13 protein-coding genes are annotated in these 13,532 nt (G+C 32.9%); 4 read left to right on the top strand and 9 right to left on the bottom strand.

All coding sequences use genetic code 11. The features are described from left to right. The 3 genes from PQG54_RS12005 to PQG54_RS11995 all read right to left on the bottom strand — a co-directional run. Positions 1 to 1,696, bottom strand: a 1,696-nt coding sequence (locus PQG54_RS12005; protein ID WP_271807733.1) for an AIDA repeat-containing protein, incomplete at its 3' end; no start/stop codon positions are given. An 81-nt stretch (positions 1,697 to 1,777) separates the two neighbouring features. Next, entirely contained in the window at positions 1,778 to 3,109 is a 1,332-nt protein-coding gene (locus PQG54_RS12000) for an autotransporter strand-loop-strand O-heptosyltransferase (RefSeq protein WP_271790780.1), read from the bottom strand. Between the two features lie 135 nt (positions 3,110 to 3,244). After that, positions 3,245 to 4,450 (bottom strand): tyrosine-type recombinase/integrase, encoded by a 1,206-nt coding sequence (locus tag PQG54_RS11995; RefSeq protein WP_271790781.1) that lies wholly within the window; start codon positions 4,448 to 4,450, stop codon positions 3,245 to 3,247. A 1,187-nt stretch (positions 4,451 to 5,637) separates the two neighbouring features. Between PQG54_RS11995 and PQG54_RS11990 the strand changes: the two genes are divergently transcribed. The 4 genes from PQG54_RS11990 (at position 5,638) to PQG54_RS11975 (ending at position 8,406) form a co-directional block, all read left to right on the top strand. Then, on the top strand, positions 5,638 to 6,255 hold the full coding sequence (locus PQG54_RS11990; RefSeq protein WP_271790782.1) for a hypothetical protein: 618 nt from the start codon (positions 5,638 to 5,640) through the stop codon (positions 6,253 to 6,255). 504 nt (positions 6,256 to 6,759) lie between these two features. Beyond that, positions 6,760 to 7,428: a replication initiation protein gene (locus PQG54_RS11985; RefSeq protein WP_271790783.1), complete on the top strand. Its 669-nt coding sequence runs from the start codon at positions 6,760 to 6,762 to the stop codon at positions 7,426 to 7,428. A gap of 27 nt (positions 7,429 to 7,455) precedes the next feature. Next, the gene (locus PQG54_RS11980; RefSeq protein ID WP_271790784.1) at positions 7,456 to 8,169 is read left to right on the top strand and encodes a ParA family protein; all 714 of its coding nucleotides are present in this window, start codon (positions 7,456 to 7,458) and stop codon (positions 8,167 to 8,169) included. Positions 8,170 to 8,175: 6 nt separating this feature from the next. Continuing rightward, the gene (locus PQG54_RS11975; protein ID WP_271790785.1) at positions 8,176 to 8,406 is read left to right on the top strand and encodes a hypothetical protein; all 231 of its coding nucleotides are present in this window, start codon (positions 8,176 to 8,178) and stop codon (positions 8,404 to 8,406) included. A gap of 70 nt (positions 8,407 to 8,476) precedes the next feature. Here PQG54_RS11975 and PQG54_RS12485 read toward each other — a convergent pair whose 3' ends face one another. The 6 genes from PQG54_RS12485 to PQG54_RS11950 form a co-directional block, all read right to left on the bottom strand. Further along, positions 8,477 to 8,818, bottom strand: a complete 342-nt coding sequence (locus tag PQG54_RS12485; RefSeq protein ID WP_456304915.1) for a recombinase family protein — start codon at positions 8,816 to 8,818, stop codon at positions 8,477 to 8,479. A 13-nt stretch (positions 8,819 to 8,831) separates the two neighbouring features. Continuing rightward, positions 8,832 to 9,038, bottom strand: coding sequence for a recombinase family protein (locus PQG54_RS12480; protein ID WP_456304916.1), 207 nt, complete (start codon positions 9,036 to 9,038; stop codon positions 8,832 to 8,834). 168 nt (positions 9,039 to 9,206) lie between these two features. Beyond that, on the bottom strand, positions 9,207 to 9,605 hold the full coding sequence (locus PQG54_RS11965; protein WP_271790786.1) for a type II toxin-antitoxin system death-on-curing family toxin: 399 nt from the start codon (positions 9,603 to 9,605) through the stop codon (positions 9,207 to 9,209). Continuing rightward, positions 9,602 to 9,826, bottom strand: a complete 225-nt coding sequence (locus tag PQG54_RS11960) for a type II toxin-antitoxin system Phd/YefM family antitoxin (protein ID WP_271790787.1) — start codon at positions 9,824 to 9,826, stop codon at positions 9,602 to 9,604. Before PQG54_RS11960 ends, PQG54_RS11965 begins: the two co-directional genes overlap by 4 nt. Before the next feature lie 639 nt (positions 9,827 to 10,465). Then, positions 10,466 to 11,203: an FkbM family methyltransferase gene (locus PQG54_RS11955; protein WP_271790788.1), complete on the bottom strand. Its 738-nt coding sequence runs from the start codon at positions 11,201 to 11,203 to the stop codon at positions 10,466 to 10,468. A gap of 188 nt (positions 11,204 to 11,391) precedes the next feature. Continuing rightward, positions 11,392 to 13,532: Hint domain-containing protein (locus tag PQG54_RS11950; RefSeq protein ID WP_271807732.1), on the bottom strand; the 2,141-nt coding region annotated here is incomplete at its 5' end.

Raw genomic sequence — 13,532 nt, 5'->3', positions numbered from 1 at the left:
TACTGAGATAATTATATGCACCAACCTCTTCTATACCACCAGCACTAACAACCGTGTCAAAAGATTTACCAACGTTGTTATATACTCTGAAAACACCCCCATTATTGACTGTTGTATTACTCGCCACAGCACCATAATTATATAAAAACCCACCATTATTAACTGTCGCGCTAATCGCTACACCACCTGGATATACAGATTGAGAACCACCATTATTAACTATCGTGTTAGAGAGTACACCACCAGAAAGAGCATATTGTTTTCCACCATCAAAAAGAGTCGTACTGTTCGCAATACCACCTAAAGATACATTTTGCACTCCACCATTGGAAACAGTCGTGTTAGAGGCTACACCACCAATTACCCATTGCAATCCACCATCAAAAAGAGTCGTACTGTTCGCAATACCACCTGAAGATACATTTTGACGTCCACCATTATTAACTGTCGTGTTAGAGGCTACACCACCAGCACTAACTTCTTGTAATCCAACATAATTAACAGTCGTACTGTTCGCAATACCACTGAAATTTACAATTTGACGTCCACCACTAGAAAGAGTCGTGTTAGAGGTTACACCACCTGAAGATACAGTTTGAGAACCACCAGAGAAAACTGTGGCACCGTTGGTCACACCACCAGAATAAACATATTGTGACCCATAAATCTTGGCATTATAAGATGATCCTAGTGAATATTCATTGGTAATATTATTAAAGGCAATATCCTCATGAGCGCCTGAATTAATAGTAACATCATAAGATTTACCCCCATTATAGGTCGCTATATACCCACCAGAACTTAGGGTGTTTCCACTTAGGGTTCCTTTATTATCAATATTCCCTAATAAAATAGCACCCGACGTACCACTTAAAGTGCCACCAGCATTAATCGTAGCACCACTGACCGTGCCGCTATTGGTAACCAAACCACCAGAGTTTACAGTCGTGTTCGAGGCAACACCACTAGCACCAACTTCTTGTTTTCCACCATTATAAACTGTAGCACCACTAGCAACGCTGCCAGACCTTACAATTTGTGATCCATAAATCTTAGTGTTATAAGAAGAACCAGACGTATAATCATTACTGAGATAATTATATGCACCAACCTCTTCTATACCACCAGCACTAACAACCGTGTCAAAAGATTTACCAACGTTGTTATATACTCTGAAAACACCCCCATTATTGACTGTTGTATTACTCGCCACAGCACCATAATTATATAAAAACCCACCATTATTAACTGTCGCGCTAATCGCTACACCACCTGGATATACAGATTGAGAACCACCATTATTAACTATCGTGTTAGAGAGTACACCACCAGAAAGAGCATATTGTTTTCCACCATCAAAAAGAGTCGTACTGTTCGCAATACCACCTAAAGATACATTTTGCACTCCACCATTGGAAACAGTCGTGTTAGAGGCTACACCACCAATTACCCATTGCAATCCACCAACAAAAAGAGTCGTACTGTTCGCAATACCACCTGAAGATACATTTTGACGTCCACCATTATTAACTGTCGTGTTAGAGGCTACACCACCAGCACTAACGTTAATGACAGCACCATTGGCAATGGTAAATTTATTAATTGTTCCATAAACAGTGATTAAATCACCACTGGTCGTTAAACTCCATCCACTGCTTGTTTGTCCCGAAGATACAGTTGCTACTGTAGTGGCCATTGTTTTTTCCTTTACAATTCAAAAAATTAAACAACTAACTTTCATTATTTATTTTCAGTATTTATATTTTATTATTGATATTTAATTATTTATAATTTTATTGATATGCCCGATGACGAGTTGAGCGGTGATAAGTTTTGTGCACTCGAACTGTCTTTGGGTATTTTTATGCCTTGGACACCAAAGGAAATCGAAATGGTCAAATCGTTCTTTTGGGTCGTTCCAACAAGAGTTACAGGTATGCCAATTAATAACTCTATATGGGGTATAAAACTCGTTTGTGGGGTGGGTGAATCCAGAGATTAACACAACGGGGATACCGACAGACCAAGCAAGCCATGCCAGTCCTGAGCTAGTTCCGATGAAGAACTCAGCATGCTTTAACCATCTTGCACGTTCAGCAAGGGGGCGATTTCCTGTTTGATTTTCTGCGTTAAAGGGCATATAATTCCAATTAATATTTTGCCCCCCTATGGCTTCTTTATCGATACAAATCACGCGATACCCTTTTTTTTTAAGGTAATCGATAACTTCTATCCACCCTGTGGGGTTATTCCATTGTTTACATTGCGTAGAGGCTTGTACAGCAATACAAACATACGGGTCTTCAATGGGTCTTCCTTCGTCTGGAAAATCGATTTTGACGGGTTCTTCCTTTGGAGAAACGCCTAAGATATAGGCTGCTGTTTTATGCAGCCCCACAAACCGAAAATCTGTTGGTTGTAAATTACAATCCTTATCATCAAAAAACAGACCCAGATTATAAGTTGCATAGGCTTTTTGATGAATTCCCTGTTCTATTACTTCCTGATGTGTAACAAAATGAATATTAGGATAAGATTTTTTAAATAAAGGGGAAATCAGATCTGATAATGCGCAAAAGACTTTAGATTTCGAATGTTTTGTGGCAAAACGTGCGGCATAAGACATCCAAGCAAGTGTATCGCCAAGCGTTCCATTTGGAAATTGAATTAAGATGATTTGATCATCAAGATTAAAAATATAATCTAAAATCAATTCTTCTTTTTCTTGTTGGTCTTCTGAAGTAATGGATCTAGACCATACTTTAATACCAAATTGAACAAACCATTGTTTAGTGGAAAGTACAACCGTTTCTTGTAGGTTATTATGCTCAAAAAGAATATTTCCTGTATTACTATCCATCATTTGTAGATGCCAAGTTGTATTCTTTTTAGGTTTAGGTAATTTTACCCTACAGCCTTGATTAAAATCAAAACTGATCCCGCTTTTATCTTTTTGTGTTAACTCTGCTGCTGGTAAAGGATAGGGAGCATTTTGTGTATTTATTGTAGAAATAGGGGGTAATTCTTGTTGTTCAGAGATGGAAGGGGTATCTGAACTTGAAACAAGAAAGGCGGAGTTTGCTTGAGATGAAAAAGAAAGGTTATTCATAGAATATAAAACTTTACAACTGAATCGCAGAATATCGTATCCTACGAATAAAGTTATAAAGTGTATGAAATCTATGAATAAATTTTTATAATAGCTTAATATGTATTATTTAACATATGACTTAAAAGTAAAAAATTATATTTCATTATAAGTTTTTTTAGTACAGTATTTGGCCCATTTATTCATCAGTTGCCTTCTTTTATCTAACATATCTCCTCGTCTATATGCAGCTTCAACTTTTGATTTAATAGAATGACCTAAAGCCATTTCAAGTATTTCTGATTGTGTATTCGTTGCTTCACTTCCCCAATCTCTAAAGGACGACCTAAATCCATGTAAAGTCATTTTATTATCATTAGCAGCTTTTTTTACAGCGATTAAAAGAGCCTTATCATAAATTGGTTTTTTATTATGTTGAAAAACATAATCACCTTGATTCTTATTAAGCTTCATAGCAGATTTAATAATAGCTAAAGCTTCATCAGATAACGGGATACGATGACATTTATTTGTTTTACTTCGTGAAGCAGGTAGTATCCAAAGCTTATCTGAAAAATTAATTTCTTTTACTTGCATTTCTCGAGCTTCTGCCGAGCGACAAGCTGTTAAACAAATAAAGCAAATTGCAAGGTTAGGAATAGTATTAATAGCTTTTAAATGTTTATAGAGTTTATCAATTTGTTTCCAATCATACGCTTTATAGTGAGTAACTTTAGTAATTAACGATGGTTTAGGTAGTAAATTTTCAAGAAAACCACTCCATTTAGCAGGATTATTACCTTCAAACCAACCATAAGCAATTGCATATTGAAAAATACGATTTAATAAGCCTTGTAATTTTACCCCTGTAGTTGTGTTTTTATACCATATTGGTTTTAATAAAGTTAAAATTTCATTAGAGGTTATAGAATAAATAAATCGCCTTTTAAGGCTAGGATTGATATAATTTTGAAGTAAACTTTCAGTTTCTTGTTGTGTTCTTTTACTTCGCCATTGTTTAGAACGATTTTCAATATATTCCTTGGCTACTTCACTAAATAGTTTGTATTTCTTTTGTATAGCTAATTCTTGACGACGTTTTTCTTCTAAAGGATCAAGTCGATTAATAAGCATTTCTTTATTTTTATTTGCCAAATTTCTAGCTTCAGATAAGGATATAATTGGAAAAGGACCCAATCCTTGCATTCTAATCTTACCAGTAATTGGACTTTTAAAACGAAAAACCCATATTTTAGAATTTCCACGAATATTTAAGTATAGATTTCTTCCATCTGAATGTGTACCATTTTTTAGTTGGTTAATTTTTTTTTCTGATAACTGATTAATAAATAAGCGGGGCATTTCTTATATTCTGTTTATGTGTTAAAATAGATGTTTATTTTGTATATATATGTATTACATAAAATATGATTTTAAAGAGTAAATTAGCGAAGAGAACTATTTTTACAATAAAATAGGTAGATTCTGATTTGAATTAAAATTCATATTATTTACAAAGAATCTTTTTTCAATAAATATTTACTTATTGATTAAATATAGATATCATTCGTAGGATACGATATACTTTTAATTGTCCATAAGAAGCCAATTGTTTAATAACAAATTTATACAAATTATTAATTTCTTGGAAAGATTTTCCGTTAGGGTCAAATTACATTACCCTTTCACCGTGAGTAACAGAATTTATAAATGTAATTCGTTGTCCTATATTAACTGGCACAGTTGGAATTTTAAGTTCTTTCAAAGCATCTAATGCATCTTGTGTTAAATTACTTCTCGATAAAACTTGATTTAAAAAAACAAAATAGTTGACTTCTGCTATCTTACAAATATCAATTGTCGATTGAATTGCCCTTATATCAATGACAGATAGTCTACTACAGATAAGTCTTGTTGGATTGGTAGTGATTTTAAAATCTGTGCAAAATAAGCAGCAATACTGTTTATAACTAATAAAAAATCCTCATTCATAATGAGAGGCTTTTATTTATTCCTTTATTTTCAATGTGTTTTTTCAAACGCACACATAAAGCCTTCAGAAGGCATCTCTGATGTGTGATAATATTTTTATGTAAAGGGGGTTTTTACCAGAGATGTATTTAACAACACTCTAGGACAAACCTAGAGCTGTTTAAATGGGTATTAATTAGGTTAATTCTATTAAATAATATTTTATGAAGATAATTAATTATAAATTAGAGTTTATACACCATAACTACTACCACAAATAGTAAATTTGTCAAGTTATTTTTTATAGTTTATTTTTAATAAGCTATTGATTTTTATATATTTTTTTGATAATATACGTGAATATTAATCAGCCATAAGTTTGGTTAGATTTTTTACTGAACAGACGATTATCAGTGTTCAGTATTGTGATTATTGAAGATTAAAAAAATACCCGCACAATTTTATCGATGAATTAGCCAGAACCGTGTGTTTACACTTGTTTTGTATCTAATTTTTGTAATTTTGTGCATTTGAAAGGAGACTGATTAACACCATTATGATAGAGGAATGTAATTTATATGAAGACTACCGCTTATATTGGCAAGAAGGGTGCACAAACACTTTATTACGCAGCTAAGGTTGCAAAATATATTCGCTTACCCTTAAATTATTTTATTACGATTAATTTTAGCGAGACAGATATTCCAGCATTACAAATTAATGATACTTTTTTGAAGCTTAAAAGACAACTTACTCGATGGTTATTATCATCATCCAAATATAAAGAAGCTATTGAACCTACTTTTGTTTGGGTTTTTGAGAATTGTATCAATGGAGAGGGTTGTGATATTATTGATGAACAGCATAATATCCATGTTCATTTAGCAATCCATATTCCTGAGGGGTATGAAGATGATATTTTTGTTAAAGTAAAATCATTATTAGAAAAAATGGCAATTATTAATGAGAGAACCGTTCATCTTGCAGATACTATAGAAAATCTAAGTTTAAGTTATTTTCTTAAAGGGTGCCATCCAGATTATATTGATACTTACGGTAGAGGTAGGGAATATATCTATCAAGGGATTATTCCTGGAGATAGAAGATCTGGTACAACAAGAAATATTGGTCCAGAAGCAAGAAAGAGGATGGATAAGGAATTGGGAATTAAGAGGAGTTTTCCTAGGGATTATTAAAGTATTAGAGGGCTTGTTGGCTTGGGTAATGTTAGTTCATTATATGGTGTTATTAGTGATATGTTATTAAAGGGATATATAATACTATATGTGTTGATATATATTTTATTTTTAATGTTTTATGTCTCTTCACTATTATATTTTTATCCCTTATAAAACGTCTCTGTTTTTTAACAAATTTTATTTTTGTTTTAAGAAAATTTGTTTGTTTTAAATAAGTTATTAACAGTTTTTTTCTTTTACAACATGTTTTATATATTTTTACTCTTGTTTTAACAATGGTTTTATTGTCTGTTTTCAATATGTTATTTATAGATAAGAGGTGTGTTTGACGGTAATAAGAGGTGTGTTTGACGGTAATAAGAGGTGTGTTTGACGGTAATAAGAGGTGTGTTTGACGGTAATATTAACAATAAAAAAAAGGAGGAAAATATTTTTTTATTTTCCACTTAATAAAATTATGTTATGAACTGTTAATCATTAATTATTTATGTATTTTTTATAATGAAAAATCTTGTTGCTTATAAATCAAACTCATTAATTGAGGCTAGTTACAAATTAAGCCTACAAGAGCAACGTTTATTATTGGTTTGTATAGGAAAAATAAACCCTCTAAACACTACACAAAATAAAACTTTCCAAATAACGTCACACGAGTTTTTCAATGCTTTTCCTGATATGGGAAAAGAAAATGCAGAAAGACGCTTACAAGAAGCTAGTGATAAGCTTGCAGAAAGATGGATTTATATTCAGTGGCAACACAAAGAAGAAAAAATTAGATGGGTTCAAGGCCAAGTTAAATATTTTACTGGTGAAGCTAAAATAGAATTAGTTTTTTCAGATTTAATAATGCCATACCTGACACAATTAAAAAATAAATTTACAGGTATTTCAATTAAAAATATTTCATCCTTAAAACGAACATATAGTATTAGATTGTATGAATTGTTAATTCAATACAAGGAAGTTGGATATCGTAAAATTACGGTTGAGGCTTTTCGTTCTATGTTAAACGTTGAGAACAAATACGAACATTTCAAAGATTTAAACAAATTTATTTTATTACCAGCACTCCACGAATTAAATACTAAAAGCAATATTACAGTCAATTTACATAAAGAAAAAAAGGGACGGAATATATCTGCTTTATTATTTTCTTTCAGAGAAAAATAAATAACGTTTTAACGCTTTAACGTTTTATTGACTTTAGTTACAGCTTGTATATATTGCATTAAAGTTTTAACGTTAGCTTTAAAGCGTCAATGGGGGGCTATTTTGATTATAGGTGTTGTTTCTCAAAAAGGTGGGGTCTGTAAAAGCACAATAGTTAGGCTTTTATCCAGAGAATACTCAGATAATGATTGGAATGTAAAAATAGCTGATATGGATTCCAAACAAGGAACATGCACCAGATGGAATATGACCAGAAACGACTCTAAAATAGAGCCTGTTGTTAAAACTGAGCAATATAGGTCGGTTAAAGATGCTATAGGTGATTATCAAAAAAATAATATTGATTTAATGATTTTTGATGGTGCACCATCATCTAGCACACTAACTCTACAAATTGCTAGAGAATCAAATTTGGTTATTTTACCAACGGGTATTTCTGTAGATGATTTAGAACCCACCGTTAAATTAGCACATGAGTTAATCAAACATAATATTGAACGTAATCATATAATAATTGTTTTTTGCAGGGTAGGGGATTCTACGGTAGAATTATCAGAAGCTAAACAATATATAGAGCAGTCTGGATTTAAAGTAATTAAAGCAGTTTTACCAGATAGAGTTGCATATAGAAGAGCTCAGGACATTGGAAAATCCGTATCTGAAACAAATTATAAAACATTAAATCAAAAAGCATCAAATATCGTACAAGAGTTGGTTAATCTTATAAATAAATTAAAGTAATATAAAATGATTAAAAACGTTAAAATTTCAAAACCAAGTAAAAATACAAAAGGTGCTCCCCCTTTATCTAACTCAATCAAGAATAATGTTGAAAAACCTCTAAACGAAGAGCTCGTTGCCTTTAATTTTCGTGTAACAGCAGAGTTTAGAAAAAGAGTTCGTCAATATGCGATTGATAACGATACAACTGCTGTTAAAGTTATGATTGATGCTATAGAAGAATATATCAATAAATAACGTTATAACGCAAACGTTAAAGCGTTATTATACTAACTTTAATACGTCTAATATCTTCTCTAATGTTTCATCAATTTTTTAAATATTGATGCTCTTTCATGACTCTTTGAACCGTTGAAAGACTTATATTAAGTGCCTTAGCTGTTTTTCTATAACTAGCACCATCTTTACTCATCGCTTCTATAATACTACGATTATCAATCGTTTTCTTCCGACCTTTATATTTCCCTGCTTGTTTTGCTTTGGCAATACCTTCTCTTTGTCTTTCTCTAATCAGACTTCTTTCGAATTCAGCAAAACTCCCTAATAATTGAAACATGAGTTTTTTAATAGAATCTTCACTATTTGTAAAAGTTAGATTTTCTTTATGAAAATGAATGCTAATTCCTCTGGCATTTAAATCCTCTACCAATTGACTTAAATCTTTAAGGTTCCTTTGCTAGCCTATCAATAGAATGAACATGAATAACATCACCTGCTCTGACATATTCTAACATGGCTTGTAATTGAGGTCTTTTCGTATCCACACCGCTAATTTTATCTGTAAAGATTTTATCCAGCTTAACTTCATCAAGTTGTCGTTCTGTGTTTTGGTATTCAGAGCTTACTCTTATGTAGCCTATGTCACTCATAACGATCTCTATTGTATTCTTTTAAGTTAAGATGTTTATCTATTAAATTGTATTCTTAAATAAATCAATTTAAATAAATACGGATTTCAATCGTTTTTGTATTTATTAAAACGTATTCTTTTGAGTGTAATCTAATAAATACATAAATGAATGAATGTTTTATGATGATTACAAATTAGTAACCTTATAAGAATATCTTTGCAAATACTGAGCCATATTCTCTTGAGATATTTTACCTTGTGCAAGATCAATCATAATCTCAACATATCGCAAATCATCATATTGTTGTAATTGATACCCATTATCTAATAAAAACAAATCTGTTGTTAAAAATGCAGTTCTTTTATTGCCATCAACAAATGGATGATTTCTACTAATACCAAGTGCATAAGTAGCAGCTAATAAAAATATATTCTGATTTCCGTAAGCAAAATGTTGTTTAGGTTTATTTAAAGCAATTTCAAGTAAATTCTCATCACGGATACCTTCAGAACCACCATCCTTATTTAAGACCATTGAATGGATTTCGTATATATCCTCTTTAGATATCCAATTAGGCTCAATCATCTTTTGGAAAGTTCAGTTAGTGTATGGCTATGATGTTGTAATCTTTCTTGTATTTTAATCTTACGGTTTGCTCGAGAGGAATTAAGCAAAAGATTATACTCCTCTACAGATAACAATACTAAACGATCTCTATTATGATTAGTGATGAATACTGGTTCTCTTTGTGCTGTATCACTATATGTACCAATATTTTGTTGGAAATCTGTTGATGTCACACGCATATTATACTCCATAATTAATAATGTAGATTATAGATAAATTATCTATTTTATCAATCAATTTAACTTTGATTATTTAGATATCAAAATTATTGAAACAAGAAGATTTATAAGAATCAAACCAAGGTCAAGTCTGAAACGATTTCTGTAAACTTATATATTATAAATACATTCTTTTTTTTGGCTATTTCGAGGTAAGCAAGGAAGATATGCAAAAAATTGAAAAACAAGATAGAGCTTTAAATCAAATTATGAAAGATGTTTCACAATAGCATAAGGATAATAACTGCACTGAAATAGAATGTTCTGTATCAAAATGTGATGCCTGATACGACTATAATTAACAGAAAACACTGAATTTTATATTATTCATCAAACGACGTTTTTGCAGTTTAAAACAGAATTTTACAAGAAAAATTATCTATTCAAAATGCTAACAAACACTTCGTGTATATTTACAAAGAAGGTAAAAGGTAAAAGGTAAAAAATAAAAGATAATGAAAAACCTTAGCCGAAAACATAAAGCACAAGAAATCCAATATCTACACGAACAAATAAGTGATACTATATATCACTAAGTAAACAATCTAATGAGTAATAAATTTATATATTAACAATTACCCACATCAGTAAACTCAGATTTTATGTATTTTTAAAGACTTGTTTTACGGTAATGGTAGCATTCAGAGATTGTATTTTTTCCTTTGGTGCACATAAGATATTTAAATGATCCATAATAAAGAATGCGTAATCATCTTCAAATAGCTGAATAATACTTTCAAACCCAATTTTCCAGTATTCAACCCAACAATAGGGTCTATATTGTGTAATTGTTTTTAATGCCCCCTTGATAACAGCAATCTCCATTCCCTCAACATCAATTTTTAAAAAATCCAATCTTTTGATATTTAATTCATCCAGACAAACAACTTCTACTATATTCTTCCCTTGTGTTTCCGTTAGGAACACCTGACCAAAATCCTGATCTTTCGAATAATCAATATCATTGAGATATAAAATACTCGCTTTTTCCCCAACACCTTTATTATAAACATATAAATTATCTAAATCATTTAAGGCAACTGAACCACATAATGCATAATATAACATTCTTTGGGGTTCGAATGCATTTACGATCCCTTCTTTTGATCGCACCGTTTGTGCGATCGGAATAGAAACCAACCCTGCATTTGCACCAATATCAAAAATAACTGGTTTATCAGGTAAAGAAGAGATTAAGAATAAAATATTATCTAATTCAGCCTGTATATGAGGTACTCCTTTCTTAACGATATGCTCTGCCTGAAGATGACAATGTCTGTTGATGATAAATTTTCCATATTTACAGTCTAGTGTCAGAAAATTATTGATTTGCATCATAATTATACTCTTTCTATATGCTTTCAATTGATACAAGGGGAAAGGAAAGTAACGTTACAAAACATCTATTGATGGGTTTTGTTGAACATTAATGAATATATATGCCTTTATGCTAAGAATAAAAAAACTCCCAAACAAAATCAAAGTTCAGGAGCCAAGTATTTTATAAAACAACTATATTAAAATAATTAGGCTACTTGTTCTATGGCATTATCCTTCTCTGATTGATCAATGATATAAGGTCCTGCAGCAAGTACATGTACAACCAAAATCCGCTTATTAGGATAATTTTGTGGCATCATTAATAAAGCATTCCCATTCGTCCAACGACAAGGAGTTTGCTCTATCACATCCCATCCTTGTAAATCTTGTTGTTCTAAATGCTCGGTAATCATATCAACACTATGAGCCGTTAAAACATAAATTTCTCCAACTAAAACACCCAAATAACGACGGTCATCAACAAATGAACCAATCACATCACTTGGACGACTAACTCTAGAAACAAGATGCACCGCATTTACATCCTCAGGCAGATTAAAGCTATAACGACCATCACGATTAAGTAGAGGTTGTAAAACTAATCCTGTTGGGGTTACTAAACAAAGATCAGGGTCATTGGTTAGCTCTTTTGTCTCTGGCATCATTGTTACTTCTATTGCGGCAGAACGTTGCACTAATGTGTGATAGATCGGTTCAACATCTTGACGTTGAACTGTCAATATTGCACTGGCATCATGATCCCAACTTTTGACTTCCGAAACAGGTGTCAATAAGGCATAATTTCCATGTTGTTTAAATTGACGGCGGTTGCCTGTATCCAGATAACTTTCAGTTAACATCCCATCTGCCCAAATCACAGAATGCTCTTCTGTTTCAATGTGATAGTAAGTATAGTCCGTGATGGAACGATCGTAATAAATACTAGCCCCATTGACCAACATCCGAACAGGAATGAACTTACCGTCAAAGAATAAACAATGTTCTGGCGTGATTAATAAGTCTTTATAAGGAACACCATCAGCAACTGCATCTTTCAATACACGGACTGGATAACCAGCCTCATCCTCATTTAGATGTGCTTTAACACGAACGGTTTTATGACCAACCCAGCGAACAGAACGGCTAATCTCTTTATTTTGTTGCCAGTCAAATGTTAAGACCTCATCCCCGATCCGAATATCCTCAACAGCAATCTCTCCTTCAAATGTTCTAATCATTGAGCCTGTTAAGAAACAAACCTCGTAAGTCAAGCTACCATCAGACCCTGTTCCAAGTGTATATCCAGCATCTCTGGCACCTGTGATATTTAGAGTAATTGTATGTCCATTTTTCAGCGTAAATTTAACCTGATCTGGTGTAGGATATTCAACTTTGGTTACATCAGATTGTTTAATTCCTGCAAGATGAATCGCATCGGAGTTTCCTGCACCTGCACCATTAAAGCCATCAATAACTGTAACAACCGTCGTTACAGTTCCACCATTGGCAAGACCAGAAATCGTCAAACCACCATTCGTATCTCCAACAAGATCAATCCGACCACCCGCATCTGGATAAATAGTCGCACTGCCACCCATATTCAGCGTCGTCGTGCCACCCAGTTTCCCTCCGTTTTGGACTTCTTGTAATCCACCATTGTTCACAATCGTGTCAGACGCTATACCACCTGATATAACCAATTGATAATCAGCATTGATCGTTGTGCTCGTGGCTATACCACCAGCATTCACCTGTTGAAAACCACTATTGATTGTCGTATTCGAGGCTATACTGCCTGACATAACTAATTGATAACCACCACTGATCGTCGTACTCGTGGCTATACCACCTGAAAGTAAAGCTTGATAACCAGCATTGATCGTCGTGTTCGAGGCAGTACCTTTCACCTGTTGATAACCACTATTGATGATCGTTGTGCTTGTGGCGATAGCACCACTATTCACCCCTTGAGATCCAGTATTGATCGTCGTGTTCGTGGCAGAACCATTAACTAATTGGTACCCACCACTAGAAACCGTCGTATTACTCGCTACACCACCTGAAGATACAGTTTGCCGTCCACCATCAAAAACAGTCGCGCTAATCGCTACACCACCTGAAGATACATATTGACGTCCACCAGAATATACTATCGCACCACTAGCAACGCTGCCAGACCTTACAATTTGTGATCCATAAATCTTAGTGTTATAAGAAGAACCAGACGTATAATCACTACTGAGATAATTATATGCACCAACCTCTTCTATACCACCAGCACTAACAACCGTGTCAAAAGATTTACCAACGTTGTTATATACTCTGAAAACACCCCCATTATTGACTG

This window comes from Commensalibacter communis, from assembly GCF_947179015.1.
Classification (GTDB): domain Bacteria; phylum Pseudomonadota; class Alphaproteobacteria; order Acetobacterales; family Acetobacteraceae; genus Commensalibacter; species Commensalibacter communis.
This window is presented reverse-complemented; position numbering and strand designations above follow the sequence as displayed.